Origin of the sequence: Rhodococcus sp. H29-C3 (assembly GCF_030063405.1) — a bacterium.
In the GTDB taxonomy this organism is placed as follows: domain Bacteria; phylum Actinomycetota; class Actinomycetes; order Mycobacteriales; family Mycobacteriaceae; genus Rhodococcoides.
On record NZ_JASITC010000022.1, the window covers coordinates 1 to 18458 of the forward strand.

Annotated in this window: 16 protein-coding genes and 2 pseudogenes; 7 read left to right on the forward strand and 11 right to left on the reverse strand. The window is 63.1% G+C overall.

Annotation, left to right across the window (positions count from 1 at the left end):
- Positions 1-105: 105 nt before the first annotated feature.
- From QMK32_RS23620 to QMK32_RS23635, 4 genes are all read right to left on the reverse strand, one after another.
- Complete coding sequence (locus tag QMK32_RS23620; protein WP_283477939.1) at positions 106-450, reverse strand: hypothetical protein; 345 nt, start codon at positions 448-450, stop codon at positions 106-108.
- Between the two features lie 244 nt (positions 451-694).
- Positions 695-925 carry a hypothetical protein gene (locus tag QMK32_RS23625; RefSeq protein WP_283477940.1) on the reverse strand — a complete coding sequence of 77 codons (231 nt, stop codon included), beginning with the start codon at positions 923-925 and terminating at the stop codon, positions 695-697.
- Positions 926-978: 53 nt separating this feature from the next.
- On the reverse strand, positions 979-1368 hold the full coding sequence (locus QMK32_RS23630; RefSeq protein WP_283477941.1) for a hypothetical protein: 390 nt from the start codon (positions 1366-1368) through the stop codon (positions 979-981).
- Positions 1369-1407: 39 nt separating this feature from the next.
- Positions 1408-1785 (reverse strand): hypothetical protein, encoded by a 378-nt coding sequence (locus QMK32_RS23635; protein ID WP_283477942.1) that lies wholly within the window; start codon positions 1783-1785, stop codon positions 1408-1410.
- A gap of 118 nt (positions 1786-1903) precedes the next feature.
- Here QMK32_RS23635 and QMK32_RS23640 point away from each other — a divergent pair, with 118 nt between their 5' ends.
- Entirely contained in the window at positions 1904-2122 is a 219-nt protein-coding gene (locus QMK32_RS23640; RefSeq protein ID WP_283477943.1) for a helix-turn-helix transcriptional regulator, read from the forward strand.
- Between the two features lie 266 nt (positions 2123-2388).
- Here the strand turns inward: QMK32_RS23640 and QMK32_RS23645 are convergent, their stop codons facing one another.
- On the reverse strand, positions 2389-3846 hold the full coding sequence (locus QMK32_RS23645; RefSeq protein ID WP_283477945.1) for a ParB/RepB/Spo0J family partition protein: 1458 nt from the start codon (positions 3844-3846) through the stop codon (positions 2389-2391).
- A gap of 24 nt (positions 3847-3870) precedes the next feature.
- Here QMK32_RS23645 and QMK32_RS23650 point away from each other — a divergent pair, with 24 nt between their 5' ends.
- From QMK32_RS23650 to QMK32_RS23670, 5 genes and pseudogenes are all read left to right on the forward strand, one after another.
- Positions 3871-5391, forward strand: a complete 1521-nt coding sequence (locus QMK32_RS23650) for a site-specific integrase (RefSeq protein ID WP_283477946.1) — start codon at positions 3871-3873, stop codon at positions 5389-5391.
- Between the two features lies 1 nt (position 5392).
- Positions 5393-7162 carry a hypothetical protein gene (locus tag QMK32_RS23655; RefSeq protein WP_283477947.1) on the forward strand — a complete coding sequence of 590 codons (1770 nt, stop codon included), beginning with the start codon at positions 5393-5395 and terminating at the stop codon, positions 7160-7162.
- Positions 7159-9312, forward strand: coding sequence for an integrase (locus QMK32_RS23660; RefSeq protein WP_283477948.1), 2154 nt, complete (start codon positions 7159-7161; stop codon positions 9310-9312). Before QMK32_RS23655 ends, QMK32_RS23660 begins: the two co-directional genes overlap by 4 nt.
- The gene (locus QMK32_RS23665; RefSeq protein ID WP_283477949.1) at positions 9302-9727 is read left to right on the forward strand and encodes a hypothetical protein; all 426 of its coding nucleotides are present in this window, start codon (positions 9302-9304) and stop codon (positions 9725-9727) included. The genes QMK32_RS23660 and QMK32_RS23665 overlap by 11 nt, the downstream gene beginning before the upstream one ends.
- 118 nt (positions 9728-9845) lie before the next feature.
- Positions 9846-11294 (forward strand): annotated as a pseudogene (locus QMK32_RS23670) (IS1380 family transposase).
- A 250-nt stretch (positions 11295-11544) separates the two neighbouring features.
- Here QMK32_RS23670 and QMK32_RS23675 read toward each other — a convergent pair.
- Positions 11545-12168, reverse strand: coding sequence for a TetR/AcrR family transcriptional regulator (locus QMK32_RS23675; protein ID WP_283477952.1), 624 nt, complete (start codon positions 12166-12168; stop codon positions 11545-11547).
- A 76-nt stretch (positions 12169-12244) separates the two neighbouring features.
- Between QMK32_RS23675 and QMK32_RS23680 the strand changes: the two genes are divergently transcribed.
- On the forward strand, positions 12245-13090 hold the full coding sequence (locus QMK32_RS23680; protein WP_283477953.1) for an alpha/beta fold hydrolase: 846 nt from the start codon (positions 12245-12247) through the stop codon (positions 13088-13090).
- A 466-nt stretch (positions 13091-13556) separates the two neighbouring features.
- On the opposite strand, the pseudogene QMK32_RS23685 reads toward QMK32_RS23680, so the two are convergent.
- The 5 genes and pseudogenes from QMK32_RS23685 to QMK32_RS23705 form a co-directional block, all read right to left on the reverse strand.
- Positions 13557-14351: pseudogene (locus QMK32_RS23685) on the reverse strand (2-oxo acid dehydrogenase subunit E2); the annotation flags it as partial.
- A gap of 765 nt (positions 14352-15116) precedes the next feature.
- Positions 15117-16205, reverse strand: a complete 1089-nt coding sequence (locus QMK32_RS23690) for an IS110 family RNA-guided transposase (protein WP_283477955.1) — start codon at positions 16203-16205, stop codon at positions 15117-15119.
- Positions 16206-16451: 246 nt separating this feature from the next.
- Positions 16452-16685, reverse strand: a complete 234-nt coding sequence (locus tag QMK32_RS23695; protein ID WP_283477957.1) for a ParB/RepB/Spo0J family partition protein — start codon at positions 16683-16685, stop codon at positions 16452-16454.
- An 86-nt stretch (positions 16686-16771) separates the two neighbouring features.
- A complete protein-coding gene (locus QMK32_RS23700; protein WP_283477958.1) occupies positions 16772-17080 on the reverse strand; it encodes a hypothetical protein in 309 nt (102 codons plus the stop codon).
- A gap of 153 nt (positions 17081-17233) precedes the next feature.
- Positions 17234-18163: a hypothetical protein gene (locus tag QMK32_RS23705; protein WP_283477959.1), complete on the reverse strand. Its 930-nt coding sequence runs from the start codon at positions 18161-18163 to the stop codon at positions 17234-17236.
- Between the last annotated feature and the right edge of the window lie 295 nt (positions 18164-18458).

Sequence of the window (18458 nt, forward strand, 5' to 3'; positions counted from 1 at the left end):
CCACGAGACGAAAACCACAGTGGAACAAGTCGATACCCGAGATCGGCCGAACAATCACGCCCACACCCCACCCGATACCACGCAACACGATTCAGACCGAGCGAGTCAGCGCATCGGTGCATTCAGGCTTAGTGTGGCGGCGATGCGGTCGCGAGTGCGTTCGTAACCGCGATCTTGCGTCCGTCGGAAATCCTGAGCAGCCAGCATGGCGAGCGCGATGAGGCATAGCCCGACCACTGTTGCCAGGGTGTAATCATCGAAGATGCCGGCGAAGAATGTTACGCCGCCGACGATCAGGCACAGCAGAGCCCGCAGTACGTCGAGTATCGGCAGTTGCTCCTGGTAGGTCTGTTCGGCGGTTTTGTAGGCATCGACGGTTTCGTCGGTGGGATTGTCGAGCAGGTTCTGTCGTGCTCGGTTTCGTTGTGCTCGTGCGGAGATGATGTTCATGACGGTTGTTTCCCCCTGCGATTTGGCGTCGTAGTGACTGTGATGATGCCAGGTGGGTACGACGGATACTCTCGGTCGCACCCACCTGATGTGCGGGTTTCAGCTGGTGAGCTGTTTGCGTGTGGTGGTTTCTATCCTCCCCACACCAGAAACGAGAGGATCTGCGCTACTCCCTCGGTCCCGGGCGGACTGTCGTCGGCGAGGATGGACGTCGATACGCGAGCAAGTGTGGTCGAGGCGGTCGTCATCGGTGGGCCTTTCCGGCGCGGTGGATCGAGGATGGGGAGATGGACTGCACGGTCAGGAGCAGGCGCACCTGGTCGGCGTCGAGCACGACCGGGTAGGCGCAGCTGTACCAGGCACCGGGCGAGTCGATGATGGCGGTGACCTCCACCCGGCCGGCGGGGGCAATGCGGTAGCCGAGGATCTCGGCGATTGCGCCTTTGAAGTGCGGGTCGAGCGAAACAAGCTTCATACCAACTCCTTTGAGTGCGCGATGAGCTATGGCGTTCGCGGCGAGGGTGGTGGTCACAGGTGCTCCAAGGTCCAGGTGATGATGAATCCGGCGTCGTAGGTTTCGAACTGCATTCGGTAGCGGCTACCGGGCAGCGCGAGCGCCCATGCCTGCTGCGAGCACGCGCACTCGCGCACGGGATCGTGGTGCTGTACGTGCGGTGCGTCCAGGTACTTCTCCCCCGGTGTGATGCCGCGTTGCGACCACGGGGCACCGTCCGGGGACGGATAGATGCCGGCGTCGATGGAGCCGGGTGCAACAGTTGCGTCGATCGAGTACGCGGCTCGATAAATACGCACGAACACCAAGGCGGGGGCGGCGTCTACAACGCTGATGTTGTCGGTGATCGGCGGTAGACCTGCGCCGGTGTGGGGCGCGGCGGTTCGGGTGATGCGGATCGACATTCTCGGGTCTCCTGGCTGAGTCGGATCTGGTTCGGAAGTTCAGGCGAGGACGGTGTCGCGGCAGCGGGCGCATTCCCAGCCCGCCTTTTCGGGCGTGCACGTTCTGCGTTCTTCGCAGAGCCAGCACACCTGGCCTCGTTTCGGGGTCGAATCTTGTTCTGGTGCAGCAGTGTTTGCAGCACGGGCGCGGTACTGCGCGAGCACGCCGGCATCGCGGGCATCGAGTTCGGCAACGATCTGGGCCGGATCGCCTACGTGCCTGTCGTTCGTGCGGAGCATCCCACCGAAGGCGGTCCGGCAGGTGGTGCATACGTCGCCAGGTATGGCAACCGGGGCGAGGCAGCCGGGTAGTGCACATGCGGTGAAAAGCTCTCCCTGCCAGAGGGAGTCGGTCGATTCGGTGCGCGTCGTGGACATACGTTTACTATACAGCGTTACGCTGTAACGTCAAGAGATCGGTGGTTTTTTTACAGCGTAGGGCTGTATGGTCGAGGTATGTCGACTCCAAGAATCGCACTGCCCACCGGAGGCCGTGATGGCTGAAGAACTGTCATTGCCCGAGGTGCTGGCGCTGATCGAGCACAAGCTACCCAAGCCCATCAAAGCCTCGACGTGGCGGTCCTACGTCGCACGTGACCAGGCCCCGAAACCGGTGCGTTACCAAGGACGTGAGCCGTTGTACGCGGCCGAGGAAATCGAGAAATGGATCGCCGAGCGCCCAGGTCGGGGCGCTCGCACGGACTTACGCAACTGACATATCGCACGTCCCGTTCGTCAACGATTCCTGACCCCGCGCGGGCGCGAGGCAACACATCGACGATGCGAAACGCGGGTCACATTCTGCTCCCCTCCCGCGAGAGCCAGTTCACGATTGCATTCGAAGTCGCCGATCCCACTGACCTCGTTCTCGAAGTCAGCCCGGGACAGTACCGAGATGCGATCTTCACGAACTGACCTGCTGGACAACTGAGAAAGGCCCCGAACATCACTGGGATGTTCGGGGCCTTGCCAATTCACCTGTCAGTCGTCGGACATGCTCTCGTACGCAGCATCGGGGGTGATGTTGCCTACCGCGGCTTGTTCCACAGCAGTGAGAATGTGGCCGCAGTCGGCGAGGAAGGTCAGGTAGGTGTCGATGCCGACCATTCCGCGATAGTGCTTGGAGGAAAACCGCCAGTAGTCCTTGGCGTCCTGGGGACCGGTGAGTCGGGCCTCGAAGGCGGTGAGCACGCGGGCCAGCAGTAGAACCTCGGCGCGAGTGGCGGTGGCGGTCTCGACCTTCCGTGCGGCTTCGCGCAGCGGTGAGCCCATGATGTCGCTGTAGCGTTCGGCGCACTTGGATTCGGTGAACACATCACCATGGGCGGCCAGGACGACGACGATGAACTTGGTGGCGTTCTTCGGGGCCGCCTTACCGGCCAACAAGCCTGTGAGAAAAGTGCGTCGCACTTCAGTGGCGGTGGCTCCAGCTCGGTTGAGGGCCTTGACCTTGCGTCGCTCTTCGCGTTGGGTCTCGATACGTTCGGCTTCCGCTTGTGCCGCTGCTCGCTGCGATGGCGAGAGCCCATCCGCACCCTCGGTATCGCCGCCGGCGATACGTGCTGCGAGTTCGGGGGCAAGGGTCAGTCCGGTCTCGGCGCGGTGATCGTGGCGCAGGAAGAATTCGTAGCTCCAGACGGGGGTCTCCTCGACCATGTCGGCGTGCACCGTCCCTTCTTCGGCTTCGGCTTCTTCGTCGCCCTCGGTGTCGAAGTCGATGTCGTCCTCGTCGACTTGATTGCGGGTCTTCTTGTCGACCCACACCGATCCGCTAGCGCACACGTAGACATGCCACAGGTGCGGCGTTTGCTCGGGAACATCGGCCGGGACCGCGTCTTGGTCGCCGCTGCGCAGATCCGCCAGGGAGAACCAGTCCCCTGCCTTGGTGGACGGTTCGTCGTGCAGCAGGGTGAATCCGCGTGCGGTGTACTCGGCGGCGGCGGCGCTTGCCTCTGCTCGTTCGTCTATACGGCGTTCGAGGTTTCTCAGCTGGTACTCGATGCCGTATCCGCGCTCGATGACCTTGTCGATGGCGTCGGTGACCCACGGCTGCCCTTGGGCGGCGTCTTCGAGGTCCGCGAGCAGCGCAGCTCCTTCGAGGGTGAGCTGGTGGTCGTCGAGCTGGCGTCGGGCGCGTTCGGAGCGTCCTGCCCGACCGGCCTTGTCGGCGTAGTCCTTGCGGACGTGCAGTGCGGTGGCGACTTGTGAGGCGTTGAGCCCCAGATCGAAGAGTCCGGCGACTGCGGCGGCGCGTTGGCTTTTGGTGAGGTCTTCGCGGTGATCGTTGGCCACGACCTGCGCGGTGATCCGTTCGATGCCCGCTGCGCGCTCGTCGGCGCTCTCCTCCCGCACCAGGACGGGGATCGTGGCGAGGCCTGCCTCGCGAGCAGCGAGGGTACGTTCCCTCGAAGGTCTGGGCGTGTTGCGGGTCGATATCACTCTTGCCGGGGTTACGTTCGAAAAGTGCCCTCTGCGGACGCTGTTTCCGATAGCACGTCGAACTGCTCCGAGTGGTGGTTGTACTGGACCACTCGTGGTGTCGACGTGCCGGTCGGGTTCGACGACATGCTCGATGGGTGGGTGAATGTCGATGCCCGCGAACGGGCGCTGGGTGTCGAAGAGGCCACGCCGATCTTGATCGACCCCGCCGGTCGGGTCGATCCGCGGCTGGCGAGGTTCTTTCGTCGGTCCCGGTTTGCGTTTCTCGCTGAGGGAACACGACAGTCGTATGTGAAGGACTATCGACTGTTCTTCACCTTCCTGTGGCGACGCGGAAAGTACTGGGATCAAGCCGATTACGACGACATCGACGACTACGCAGCGTGGCGACGCCGGTCGGCGGACAACCCGCGGCCGGTCGGTGGAGCCAAGTGGGCTCGGGAGCTCGCCGCGTTCAGGTTGCTGTTCGACTGGGCTGTGGTCTCCGGCGCGGTGGAGCGTAGCCCGGTGGCGACACACACCGTGCGCCGCCGTGACGGCACTATGGTCGAGGTGGCCGCCAATCGACCGAAGGACGTTCGGGTCGCCAACGTCAAATGGGTAACCCCTCGCACCTACCGGCTGTGGCGCGACATTGGGTTGCGCGGCTACTCCGGTGATGGTCTGCCGGAGCCGGGCTGGCGGGGCCGCAACGATGGCCGCAACGCTGCCTTCGCGGATCTGTTGTTCGACAGCGGACTTCGTCTGCGGGAGGGCGGTTGCTTGCTCACCGTCGAAGTTCCGGTCCCGATGACCGGACAAGTCTATTGCGAGGGATCGGTGGCCGCGGCGATCGCGAAACGTCGTGAACGCAGTTTTTACGTTCCCGCGGCAACGCTAGGCTCGATCGCCGGCTACATCGCCACGACCCGACGTCAGGCGATCGGCCGTGCGCAGCGGGCGGGTCGATACGAGCGGCTAGCGGGAAAGCTGATCGTGACCAAGGTGGCCGCGGGACAGCGCCGACTGGCGTGGGAAGACGGGTTGGGGCGCCGCGGCGAGTTCCCCGTCACCGCGATCGACGAGCGTCAGCGGCGGCGCCTGTTCGTGCACGGCGATGAGGGGCTCGAGCCCTTGCAGTTGTGGCTCACCGATGGCGGCTTGCCGATGGACTACCGATCCTGGGACGCGGTGTTCGCAGCAGCCAATGCCCGGTGCCTGCGGTGGGGAAAGCCGATCGGCATCACTCCGCACAGCTGCCGGCACTCCTTCGCACTGAAGATGCTGGTCACACTGCAGCGTGGCCTCGATTCCCGGTATGGCCTGGACAAGGACGATCGCGATCACCTGCGCAGCGTCTACGGGAATGCGTTCACTTTGGTCAAAGACCTGCTTGGTCATCGGAGTGAGCAGACAACCCGCGATATCTATCTCGAGCCGCTCAACGGTCTGCGCCTGGGAATGATTTTGGATGGCAGCGACGACCTGAGCGAGGTGCTCGCGCGAGTCGCCGCGGCCACAGACCGGGTCGTCGATACCGGACCCGGCGACGAGAAGGAGCGCTAGCGTGGCGGGCCGGCATCAGGGCACGGCGGCGCTGCCCGACGCGCAGTATCGACGGCCGGCCTCGTTGGACAGCACCGGCCTGGTGGCGACTCTGTGGTCCGAAGACGGAACCAACGCAGGTGTTTTCGACTTCACACCGCTGCCGGGCAGCCTGCAGTTGCGGCAACAGTTCGCAGCGGCGTTCGACCGCAAGATTGGGCCGTCAGGCCAGTGGCGTTCGTGGGATACCTGCTATGGCGGCTATCTAAGTGTTCGGCTGCTGCTGCGCGGATTGGCTGTTTTGGAACAACCGCCGGCGTGGATCGGACAGATCACCCCCGCTGTGTGGGTGTCCTGGCGGATGTCTCTTCCTCCGTCCGCTGGAACTCGCCACCACCTGATCGCGCTCCGATCGCTGCTCTTGCAGGCACCCGCGCTTGCCCCCGAGACACGCGAGGTCATTGATCGGCGCATCGAGCCCGCACCACCTCCGACAGAGATCGCCTACACCTATCAGGAGTATCTGCGTATCCGCTCGGCCGCCGCGACCGTGTTCAACAGCGCCGTAATTAGAATCCGGGACAACCGCGAACACCTACGTCGCTGGCGGGCAGGCGAGTTCACGGCGGCAAGCAATGATTGGTTGATCGGTGAAGCCCTCGATTGTGTGGCCCGCACGGGTGAGGTGCCGTTGCTCGAACACGTCAGCGGCTGTCGGCGACCCTCGCGCCGCCATACCGCTGTCCTCGGCGGGCTGGCACCGGAAAAGACGTGGGGCAGGCTGTTCCTGAGCCGCAGTGAAGTATTCGCGGCGGCGATCTTGCTGGTGGCCAGCGAGTCGTGGAACAAGTCTGTGTTGCACCGGATGCAGGTCCCGCAGGCGCACGCCCCGGCCCTCGCCGACGACGTCGATGTCTACACCGTCCAGCTCGACAAGCCGCGTCGCCCGGTGCGGCTGCGGCACACCAGCTCCAACCTCCTCGACAACGGTCCGGGCAGTCCGGGACGATTGCTGCACCGCGTCGTCGAAGCCACCGAACCAGCCCGAGAGGCGCTGGCAGTGCTGGGACAACCCACTGACCGGTTGTTGGTCTACCGCACCGCGTGCCCGTCGCGCCGCGGTCAGGAATTCGGATTCGGCATCAGCAAGAGTGTGAAGGTCGGAACCGTCGAATCGGTGAGCCTACGACGATTGCGGCGCACCGTGCAGGTGCTGATCCGCAAAGAACCGTCCCAAAACACCCAACAGGTCCACGACACGGTCTACATGCTGCGAGATCCAGCCAGCCAACACGACGCCGGCGAGACGATCGCCCGGGGACTCACCGACGCCGCCGAACACGCCCACCTGGTGGGTGCGATGCGGCTCGTCCTCGGCAACGACGCCCAGGCACTGGTCGAGTTATCCGACGATCCCGCCCTCGCCGCAGCCATTGCGCGCGGCGACCTCGACACCGCCACCGCGGCCTGCACCGATTTCACCCACAGCCCGCACAACGATCCAGGCCTGCCGTGCACCGCGTCATTCCTGCTGTGCTTGGCATGCCCGAACGCGGTCGCCACCCGCCGGCACCTGCCACGCCTGGTCCACCTGCACGACGGGCTAAACGAACTGCACGCCGTCCTGGACACCGCTATGTGGGATCGGCACTGGCAGCAGCACTTTGCCCGGATCTCGGTGCTTTTGGAGACCCATACGACTGCAGCCGAACGATCCGAGGTCCGCGCCCGGATCACTGATTCGGACCGCACCACCATCGACCGGCTGCTGCGCAGGACATTGGACGCATGACCACCGCTCACGCCTCGGCAACCGACGCACCCCGGCCCCGGCGGGCGCGCGACGCCGATCCGTACCTCGAGCCGCATCGACTGCCCGAGACCTACGGCGGTGAGGCTGTGTCCCGGTTCGGCGACCTGCGGTGGGATCTTTCGCCGTTGAACACCAATGACCACCAGGTGCACGATTGTCTGAACTGGCAGCTGTTCCCGCTGCCGTTGCGGGAGTCGTTTCGACGCGCCGGGTGGGCGTTGGTCAACCTTCCGACCCCCGACGCGCTGTTGGGGAGCCGAACTGCCCGCAGACGAAAGTGGCCGCACCCGGCCTCGATGCGCAACGTTGTCGGCCAATGGTGCCAACTCGCACAGTGGCTACTCGCCCGCAATATCACCGAACTCGAGGCACTGACCGTCGACGACCTCACCGACTACGCCGTCGAGGTCGGGCGTCTCAATATCTCCACCTCGACGGCGGTCAATCGCCTCGCCGCCGTAACTTTGCTGTGGGCGTTCGCGTCACATCTGCCGCCCGGCGACCGCATTCCGAAGCCGCCGTGGCACGCCGAAAGCATGCGGGACTACCTGCCGCGGACTAACACCGCCAACGAAAACGGCACGCACCCCATTCATCCGGCGGTGATGTCGCCGCTGCTGATCTGGGCGATGCGGTTCGTCGACGACTTCGCCGACGACATCCTCACCGCCTGGCTCGAACACCAAACACTCATGAGACAGATCACGCCCCACGCCAACCCCACCGCATCGGCCACGCTGCGGAAGCTGGTCGAACAGTACGCAGTCGAGAATCGGCCGCTGCCCGGCCGCATCCACGACGGGCACCCCGTGCTCGCGGTCTCTCACCTCGCTGGCCGCGCACACGCCAGCAAAGAGCAGGCCAGCTACGCCGTTCGAACCTACGGATCACACCTACCCGTGGCGGACCAGTCACCGCTGCGATGTCCCATCCAGGGGCGCCTGGACGGGCGAGCGTGGATGGAACACATCAACTTTCACGACGCCCCGCGGCTCATGCACCGACTGTCCACGGCATGCCTGATCATCATCTTGTACCTAACCGGGATGAGGCCGGGCGAAGCACTCGAACTGCGAGTCGGGTGTTGCCCAGAACCCGGGACCGACGGCACCGGCCCCCGCGGCTACCAGCTCCACGGCAACTACTTCAAAGGCGCCCGCGACAGTGACGGCAAACATGTGATGGGTGGGCTTCCCCGAGACAGGCCGTGGACTGTGATCCCGCCGGTGGTCCGCGCGGTACGTGTGTTGGAGCGAATGGCGGACGGACCGTTACTCTTTCCCGCGAAAACTGCCTGGGCCGCGCCGACGTCGGGTTCGCGCAAGCGGAGCGGAGAAGCACTGACCTGTCAGGGCGCCAACGCCCGGATCGTGGCCTTCACCGCATGGCTCAACGACTATTCCGCCCGCACCCGCCCCGCCGAATCCATCCCCGACGATCCGCACGGCCCGGTTCGCGTGAACCGCTTCCGACGCACCCTGGCCTGGCACATCGCCCGCCTGCCCGGTGGGCGCGTCGCTCTGGCCCTGCAGTACGGGCACCTGCGCCCGTCCACGGTCACCGACGGCTACGCCGGACGAGCCCGCGACGGACTACGCCGCATCCTCGACATCGAAACCGCACGAGCGATGGCCGACTACCTCGACATCGTTGCCGATCGCCTCCACCGCGGCGAACACGTCTCCGGACCTGCCGCCCGCCGGCTGATCAGCGCCGCCACCGAAGCCCAGCTCCGGTTCGAGGGCATGTTCTTGACTCCCAAGCAGGCAAAGGCGCTGCTCGACGCCCCAAAGTTCCTTGTCTATGACAACCCCGAGTCGTTCCTCACCTGCAACTACGACCCCGCCAAATCGCTCTGCCACCCCAGCCGTGACCCACTGCCCGGCACGTTGAAGACACCGGCGATTGACCGGTGCGATCCGGCCTGCGCGAACGTCGCGCGTACCGATGCCCACATCGCCGCACTGCGCGGCGAGATCGCCCGCCTCCGCGACGAAATCGTCGAGCCGGCAACCCCGATGCCACTGCGTGAACGCCTCGGCCAACGAGCAACGCACCTGAACAAACTTGTCGAGCAGCATGAGCGGACCCGCCCCACCGACCACGAGGAGTCTGACGGTGACCGATGAGGACGACCGGCGTGCTATCACCGCTGCCATGCAACGATTGTTCGCAGGAACACCGCTGCGCTCATCAGGCAAGCTCGACATTGTCAGCCTCGCGCAGGAAGCCGGGGTCAAGCGAAACAAGCTGACGCACAGACATACCGACCTCAAGGACCTGTTCTACGCGCAGCGAGAGAACCACAACCGCATCCCCGATAATGAGGTCAGGCTCCGCGAACAGATCGCCGACCTGGAGCAGTACAACCAGACACTACGAGACGAACGCGACCGCTACCGCCTGACCAGCGAGACGTTCGCTCGGGCGCTGCACGTACTAACCGTCGAGAACGACAATCTCCGCCGCGACCCACCCCAGCAATCGCCGCACCGGTCAAGCCGCCCCAGCCCCCCGCGACTCATCGAACACCTCGAACCTTAACCTGGATACACCGATTTGGTGACAGCTGAACGCGCACCATACGCGAAATGACCTGTAGTGGTGAAAGAATTGAACTTCTCACAGAAACAATTCGGCCACGACGAAGGGCATCTCGCAGATGCAACTATCTCACACCCATCCCGTCACCGCGGCACGCTTCGACGACCCGAATCTCGTGTCGTGTGGCGGGCTGGTTCCGATCATGGCGTTGGCCGAACAATCCGGACTCCTCACCCTCGCCGATCAGCATCTATCGGTGCCGACCGACAAAGGATCCAACGCCGGCCGCAAGATCGGATCGCTGGTCGGGGGCATGATCGCCGGCGCCGACTCCATCACCGACCTCCACCGGATCCGCCACGGAGCGATGGGCATCCTCTTCGACTGCCCCCTAAGCACCCTCGACGCTGGGTTCGTTTCTGCGAAAGTTCACTTCCGGGCACGTCCGACAACTCGATGCCGTCGGATCCCGCTTGTTGCACTCGCTAGCCGAACAGACTCCGGTGCTCGCGGGCTTGAGCACCGAACGAGTACTCATCGACATTGATGACACCATCATCGAAGTGCACGGTCACAGCAAACAAGGTTCCGGATACGGCTACTCCGGGGTCCGGGGCCTGAATTCGCTGATCACCACAGTCAGCACCACCACTGCCGCCCCGGTGATCACCGGCCAACGCCTCCGCAAAGGATCGTGCGGGTCCGCGCGTGGCGCGAAACGGATGATCGCCGACACCCTCGCAACAGTGGAACGACTCCGGGCCGTAGCAGACACGGCACCGACACCGACAAACACAGCAGCACAAGCATTGTCGAAGCCAGTGGTACGCGCCGACTCAGCAAATTACGGATATCCGAGCATCGGAGCTGCTCTGCGTGGCGGCGCTGACGTCTCGATCACCACCGGCCTCAACTCGGTGACCCGGGCAGCCATCGCCACCATCACCGACGATGCCTGGACGGCCATCGAATACACGAACGCACTCTTCGACGAGGACACCCAGCACTGGATCTCCACCGCCAAAGTCGCCGAAATACCGTTCACCGCATTCGCCTCCCAGAAGAAGGCCCACCACGTTCCCGGCCGGCTGATCGTGCGGCAAATCCCGGACCTGCGCCCAAAAAAAAGACCAAGGCCAACGGCAACTCTTCGACGTTTTGGCGATTCCACGCGTTCTTCACCACCACCGACCCCGCCGAACTCGGTACCGTCGCCGCCGACAAACTTCACCGCGGCCATGCGATCATCGAACAAGTCCACGCCGACCTCAAGGGCAGCGCCCTCGCCCATCTGCCCTCAGGGCGTCATGCAGCGAACGCTGCCTGGCTGGTCTGTGCGGTGATAGCTTTCAATCTCACCCGCGCCGCCGCAACTCTGACCGGTGACCCGACCCTGGCGAAAGCAACCACCGCCACCATCCGCGACAAAATCGTGACGGTACCCGCGAGAGTCGCATCCTCTGCCCGGAAACGAACGCTGCACCTCCCATCGAACTGGACATGGGAACAGTCATGGAAAAGGCTGTTCAGCAGCATTTTTGGCCAGAATGAACCGATTCTGTCCTAACGCATTCTTCCCTGCCCACCCACAAGATGAAAAACACAGTGGAACAACCCGACATCGAGGTCGGATGATCACCCACACCTACATCCACGTCCCAGTCTTGCAACGGAACTCACAACGCGTCAACCAGTTCATCGGTGCATTCAGGTTTAAGCGCGTGCGGCTCACAACCGAGAACGCACACGCGCTCTACCGGAAGGTTGGATTCGCGCCGTTCCCGGACCCGCACAAACTCATGATCTTCGGCGGGGCGTCACTCGCGGCGAATGGCTGAAGTAGTTCGAACAGCCGGTCGTCCGCCGCTCGCGTGTAGTGCGGCTCGCGTGCGAGATTGGACGGCCAGGCCTGCGGCGATCATGGGTTCGGTGGACCGCAGGCTGCGGCACAGCACGAATGCGCCCTCGAGACTCGTCAAGCAGCACATGGCCAGACTCCGGCACTCATCGTTCGGTAGACCGGTGTCGGCGAACCACTGCGTGAGACCGTCGATCCAGCCGGTGAACACGACTTCCGTTGCCAGACGCAAGCGTTCGTTGGTACTGGCCACCTCGAGTGCAATGGTTTCGATAGAGCACGCTTCGGTGTAGTCGAGCTCGACCAACCTGGCGGCCGCTGACGCGAAGATGTCCGGTATCCCCTCGACGATGTCGGTGACCGCAGCCAGCTGCCCGGCCACGAGCAGGCCGTAACGCACCCCCTCGGCGTGAATGACTTCTTCGCTGATCTGTTCCTTGCCGCCGGGAAAATGGTGATAGATCGAACCGAACGGGGCATTGGCTGCTGCAGCGATCTGCTTGAGTCCGGTTGCGGCCATCCCTTGACGCCGGTACAGCTCGGCAGTCGCGTCGAGGATGCGGGAGCGAGTGTCCGTTGCCATCGATACCTCCCTTGCGTCCAAAGATCACCCACTGTACCTTCGGATTCACTAGAACGATCTATCTAGCGAGGATGCCATGCTGCGTGTTGACCTGCCGGCCGGACCGATCGACTACCTCGACACCGGCGGCGACGGCCCGGTACTGGTGTTCGGACATGGTCTGCTTATGAACGAAAGTCAGTGGCGCAAGGTCACTCCGCTACTCGGTGGGTATCGCTGTATCGCACCGACTCTGCCTTTGGGCGCGCACCGCAGCCCGATGCGAGCGGACGCCGACCTGACACAGCGAGGCATCGCAAGGATCCTTGCGGATTTCCTCGACGCGCTCGACCTCACCGATGTGACCGTGGTGCTCAACGACGCAGGCGGCGGGCAATTCATCGTGTCCGACGGCCGTGCGGATCGGGTCGGACGTCTGGTTCTCGCGTCATGCGAAGCGTTCGACAACTTCCCACCGCTGCCCGCCCGCCCGGCCGTCGCACTCTGTCGGCTTCCCGGCGGCACCGCCCTGTTCCTACGACTTCTGTCCACGAAGTTCGTGCGCCACAACAAGCTCGCGTGGGGCGGGCTGAGCAAGTACGGCATACCCGACGAGGTGCTCGACGAGTGCTTTGCGCCGGCAACGCGCAACGCAGAGATACGCCGTGACCTTCGCAAGTTCAGCACTGGAACTCCGCGACGAAAGACTCTGCGCACGTGGGCCTCTCAGATGTCGCGTTTCGACAGGCCGGTACTGGTCGTCTGGGCGACCGAAGACCGGATGATGCCCTTGGCCCACGCACACCGGCTCCTGAAGCTGTTCTCCGACGCGCGTCAGGTGCTCATCGACGACTCGTGGACATTGATCCCCGAAGACCAACCCGAAAAATTCGCAGCGGCGTTACGCGAGTTCATCCCGATCCAACCCGGTATCCGCGAGTGACAGAGCATCCCACCATCGCCGAGCCGATCAACGCCCTTGTGCGCATATTGTTACGAAGTCATGAACGTCGGCGCACATCGACGGGTCGACGAGGAACCGGGCTTTGGGGTGTTCGATGAGGAACGTCGTCATCGCTATGCACAGTTGTCGAGGGGCGCACTTCAGGAACCAGCAAGGTCGCTGTGACGCTACGGACTCAAGAAATTTGCAGCGTCGACCGGCGTCTAAAGGTAATGCGTCCGCCTGCGTCAGCGACCAGCTGTAGCGGCGGGCATCCGATCGAGGACGGCTCTGTATGTCGAGTAGCCCTTTCATCGTTCTGCGGTCAGTCTAGGCGGCCGAACCAGCCTCCACCGCGCAGACCCGCTCCTCCCAGGCCCTGAGACGGAGGCGGTGCCGTCCAGAGGCGTCCCAAGACCGAATTTCGAGACTCCGCCGAGCCGGTAAATCGCCAGTGAATATTCTTCTAGTGCAGACCCAAATCTTCCTCGAATGCGGCTTCTTCAAGCCTACGTTTAATGGTATTCATGAAGTGGCCCGCATCGTCTCCGTCGACCAGTTGACGATCGAAAGTCAGCGGTAGAAATGCCATTGAACGGATTCCGATGAACTCGTTGCCGTCGCTGGCGATCACAACGGGCCGTTTGACGACTGCACCTGTACCGAGCATTGCCAATTGGGGCGGCAGCAGGATCGGTGTGTCAAACAACGCGCCCGCGCTACCGATATTTGTGATTGTGAATGTGCTGCCTCCCATCTCATCTGGCTTCAGGCCACCTGTGCGGGCACGGTTGGCGACGTCGGCGATGGCTCGGGCTAGCCCGGCAAATGACAGATTGTCGGCGTTGTGGATGACGGGTGAAAGCAATCCCTGCTCGGAGTCCACCGCAATGCTCAGGTGGACGTGTGATTGGTACGTAATGTCCCCAGTCGCCGAATCGTAAGAGGCGTTGATGTTCGGATGCACGCCCAGCGCTTCGACTGCCGCTTTCGCAAAAAATGGCAGGAAGGTCAGCTTCACACCTTCTCTTTCGGCGAACGCTTCCTTAGCACGCGATCTCAGGGTTGCGACCCTAGTGAGGTCAACCTCGCATTGCTGGGTCTGCTGTGCGGTAGCCCGCAGTGCGTCCAGGGTCTTAGTTGCGATGATTCGACGAATGCGAGTCATCTTCTGCGTGGTGCCTCGAAGGTCCTGCAGTTCGGGATCCCCTTCCGCTTTGCCGGCAAGGGCAGTTGCTGGTGCGGCAGGAACTGAGGAGGCCATCGTCATTGACTCTCTAACTACTCGGCGGATCTAAAAATGTTGATCGTAAAGATGCTGCGCGCTATCCAGCAGTGAGTCAAGCGCTGGGTAATGACCTGATGCTCTACGTCATTGAGGTCGATCGGGTGCGGAGTGTTGGCCGATGTCGATCGAACGGAAGAAACGTATCTGCTGGAAATTTGGGCCACGGGCCCCGAAGACGAGATCGGCGACGGCACCGAGGACCGCACCCGACGTTGCTGCGATAACGGGGACAGCTAAGGTCTACGCGCCCTGCCATATCGCCCAAATCGTCTCCGCGACAGAGACTCCTGATTAGACGAGGATGATCGAATCCGAAACACGCCCACTCAGTGTTCATCGTTCAGTGGGTCACAGTGGCAGGTCCCCGATAGTAGGACCACCGCGTTCTGATATGTAGGTAACTGTCAAGTGGGCGCACGGGAAGGTCACCCCGCGTGGTTGGGGCTCACGGTCGGGGTGACCTTCCTTTTGTGGCGTGATCGTGGCGCGGTCGTGCCGGGGCAGTCGAGTTCTCGACGGTGGTGTCGGACTGATATACGCGGGTTGGGTACCGCTGGGCAGTGTTCGACATCGGTGGCGTTTGCTACTGGTCTAGAGTCGTGCGTCGCTTCATGCTGTTGAAACATGTTGCGGCACATAGAACAGCCGTAGATCCGTCACCGCACACGGGTGGCCCGTCGGCTCGACGACACCACGATCACGGTCTGGTGTCCCTCCTTCGAATGGAGGGTCGTAAATTCAGCTTTGATCGAGTGTGGCCAGCGACCAACACCACCCGGACAGTTCGCGGGCGATTGCTACGTTGGCTACGCAGGCATTCTTCCTCCGCGCATCGAAGGTGTTCCAGCGACGATGCAGCCGACTGTTGCCTGCGTGGCCACGCGCCGCCGCGACCGGTCCCGCGTCGGCCCACCGCACCCTCATGTCACGGCTGGGGTTGTTGTATGCGCGTCGGTGATGCCACGCCGCCTCGACGAGCAATCTGCGTACATGGGTGTTGCCGGTCTTGGTGATCGGTCCCTGTGATCGTGAAGCGCCCGAGGAATACTCACTGGGCACCAAACCGGTGTACGCGCCGATCGTGGATCCGGTGAACCGGGACCAGTCGCCGATCTCGACGGCCAATCCGAAGGCAGTCAGTGTTGATATTCCCCGCAGACACATCAACCGGGTCACCACCGGCGCCCACGGCTCCGACGCCGCCATGCCGATGATTTTCTCGTCCAAGCGATCACGGCGACCACCGACTGAGAGCACCGCATCGAAGTCGTTGTCGAACGCCGCCTGCAATGCCGGCGCGTCGAAACTCAGCCGGCGCAACCACAACTCGTGCTTGCCTGTCCACGCGGACCCGCCGGAGTAGATGATCCCTTGCCGAAGAAGCAGTTTCGAGAGTCGATGGCGGGCTCGCATCAAATCGCCCCGGGCATCGTCACGGGCGCGAACGAGATCTCGAGCCGCCTCGGTACCGGCGGCTGGGACGGTCACCGCAGCCAGCTCACTGAGTCGCAGCAGCTTCGCCAGATGCGCGGCGTCCTTGGCATCGGTCTTCACCCGGTCACCGACCGGCCGTTGCAACTTCGACGGCGCGGCAACAATGCACTCCATCCTCGCTGCGATGATGGCCCGCGCCAAACCGAAACCCGTCGGGCCCGCTTCGTACGCGACTCGAACCGGAGAGGTCAACACCGTCAACCACGCGATGATCGACGGATAGTCCGGGGTCAACCGGTCCCTGGTCACCGCCCCGGTGTCCTCGTCGATCGCGTGTGCGACCACCGATCGCGCGTGAACATCCAAACCGACACTTGTACCCTGAGTAATCACCGGAGGCCTCCTGAGATCTGCAATGTGGCTCTACCAGTGTGAATACACACCTGGCAACCCACGTCCTTTTTGCAGCTCGAGGCCTTCGGCCCCACTTACGTGGGCACCCTCATACTGTCTAGAGCCACGGTGTGATTGATGTCAGTCGATCTCGCAGCCCACGGGTTGTGGTGCGCTGGTCTGCGCCACAGCTCAACAATGGCATCAAGGGCTAATTCGGGCGCAACATCCCGCCAGACAACACGGCTAGTTTCCAGGGAACGCCCTGCGCTGACCATCATGTAAAACCAGGGTTCCGTCGGCGCGGCGGACCGCCGAGACAGCCTGCTGGACACCGTGAGCGGCGATGGAGGCAATGAAGTCGGGGTCGTCGGTGATGACGACACCGTCGCGGACGTTCTCGGCGACGTCGAGGGTGGTGGGGTCGGCCTCGACGAGTGTGTAGCCGGGGGCGGTGGATGCGGTGGCGGTGGTGGTCATCGGTGCTGTTCTCCCCTGGTGTGGTGTGATCGGCGGTGAGGACCGGGCAGATATCAGCTGCCCGGTCCTCGACGAGCAATGTCGATTCAGTTGCAGTAGCAGTGCAGACGAGAGCACTGAGGTTCGGACAGAATCTCGACTTTCCAGGTGGGATCGTCGCCGCCGGTGTGATCGATGTCCGTCCACTCCCCGACGACGCCATAACCCCTTTCACGAAGCAACTGGGTGGCTTCGTCCGGTGTCCAGTCCATCGGTGCGTGCTCTTCGATATCGGTCGCGTCCAGGTACTCGACTTCCCTGTTGCCGCGCCGGATCGACACTCCCAATCCATGATCCGATCGGACATCTTTGTACGCGGCGGTGACGGCGGTCAATGTGTTCTCGGTTTCTCCCATACCTTAACTATACAGCGTTCCGCTGTAATGTCAAGGCGGGCAACGACTCCCGTGCCGCCCCACCTGGAGTTGCAACTTTCAAGCGCTGCGGTCAATTCGTCAGGAATAACTGACAACTGCACCCGGTGTCAGGTGTCCGGACAGTGGAGCCGCTCAGATGTCTCGGCGATCTTCTTCGAGGCCGCGGAGTCGATCGAGTTCGGCTCGTTGCAGTGCGATTTCTTCGCGTAGGTCGGTGGCGATCGCCTTCTGTTCGTCGAGTCGTTCGGTGTAGTCACGGCGTAGTTCGGCTTCGCGTTTTGTCGCATCGGTGCGCTGCTGGGCAAGTGTTGTTACGTGGCTGCGGTTGTCGTCTTGGTGCGCGGCTCGCTCGGTGGCGAGATCCGTGCGCAGGGTTTTCGTTTCGGTGCGCAACTCGGCTACCTCGGCGTCCAGTCGCCGGGTCTTCTCGTCGTAGCGGTCGACCGTCTCGCGGTGGCTGGTGTTGAGCGAGGCCACGATGGAGTCGTGGTTGTCCTGGAGTGCGCCGATCTCGCGTCGCTGACGCGCGTCGAGCTCGCCCAGGGCCTGTTGGTGCGCTCCCTTCTGCTCGTCGATCTTGGTACGGGCGACGGCTGCGGCCTTCTCGGCGGCGTCGGTCTGTTCCCATGCTTCGGCTGCGTCGACACGCAATTGGTCGTTCTCGGCGTCGAGGGCGTTCGCGCGCATGGTCGCGGCGTGCGCTGCGGCTTCGGCTGTTGCTGTGCGTTCTTCGGCAGCGGAGACAGTGCGTGCTGTTTCGGCGCGCATGAGCTCGAGGCGTTGGTCGAGGGCTGTGGGGTCCGAGACGGTGCCGATCGCGGATTCGACCCGCCGCACCAGGGAGTTGAGGTGTCCGAACTGCGCTTCGAGCGCAGGTAGAACGGCAGCGAGGGACGCAACAGCAAGTTCTGGAGTTGCGGTGTCGGCGGCATCGACGCCGGCGGGATCGGAGATGGCGGCGGCCTTCTGTGCGGCCCTTTCGCGGTGTGCCCGCACTCGATCGGCCGGTGTGGCGTGAATCTTGGGTCGGCCTGGCTTACGGGGCGGCTCGGCTGCGGTCATACCAAAACCATATCATTTCATTACGTTTCATTTCATTACGTTTCGGAAACGGAAACAGGTGTCAGTGTCAGTTCCTGCCGTATGTGGCGGATTCCCAGTGAATGTGGCGGCGGGGTGGCGGCGCAGTTGCTACACCTGGCAGAGACGCCCCCGGTCATTCACTGACGCAGGGACAACAACGCCGTGCGAATCAGCTACCACGCCGCACGCGTCCAGAAATCCGCCAAGTTCGATGAGAAGAATCAACGACGCTGCGGACGAAGGTAAGTGGCGAACCTCAGGTCCCACCCGACGG

What these genes read in the sequence shown, in the direction of transcription:
- QMK32_RS23630 (WP_283477941.1), bottom strand. Translation starts at nt 1,368, where the DNA reads ATGTCGATCCGCATCACCCGAACCGCCGCGCCCCACACCGGCGCAGGT.
- QMK32_RS23640 (WP_283477943.1), top strand. Translation starts at nt 1,904, where the DNA reads ATGGCTGAAGAACTGTCATTGCCCGAGGTGCTGGCGCTGATCGAGCAC.
- QMK32_RS23660 (WP_283477948.1), top strand. Translation starts at nt 7,159, where the DNA reads ATGACCACCGCTCACGCCTCGGCAACCGACGCACCCCGGCCCCGGCGG.
- QMK32_RS23705 (WP_283477959.1), bottom strand. Translation starts at nt 18,163, where the DNA reads ATGACCGCAGCCGAGCCGCCCCGTAAGCCAGGCCGACCCAAGATTCAC.
- QMK32_RS23625 (WP_283477940.1), bottom strand. Translation starts at nt 925, where the DNA reads ATGAAGCTTGTTTCGCTCGACCCGCACTTCAAAGGCGCAATCGCCGAG.
- QMK32_RS23620 (WP_283477939.1), bottom strand. Translation starts at nt 450, where the DNA reads ATGAACATCATCTCCGCACGAGCACAACGAAACCGAGCACGACAGAAC.
- QMK32_RS23680 (WP_283477953.1), top strand. Translation starts at nt 12,245, where the DNA reads ATGCTGCGTGTTGACCTGCCGGCCGGACCGATCGACTACCTCGACACC.
- QMK32_RS23635 (WP_283477942.1), bottom strand. Translation starts at nt 1,785, where the DNA reads ATGTCCACGACGCGCACCGAATCGACCGACTCCCTCTGGCAGGGAGAG.
- QMK32_RS23695 (WP_283477957.1), bottom strand. Translation starts at nt 16,685, where the DNA reads ATGACCACCACCGCCACCGCATCCACCGCCCCCGGCTACACACTCGTC.
- QMK32_RS23700 (WP_283477958.1), bottom strand. Translation starts at nt 17,080, where the DNA reads ATGGGAGAAACCGAGAACACATTGACCGCCGTCACCGCCGCGTACAAA.
- QMK32_RS23675 (WP_283477952.1), bottom strand. Translation starts at nt 12,168, where the DNA reads ATGGCAACGGACACTCGCTCCCGCATCCTCGACGCGACTGCCGAGCTG.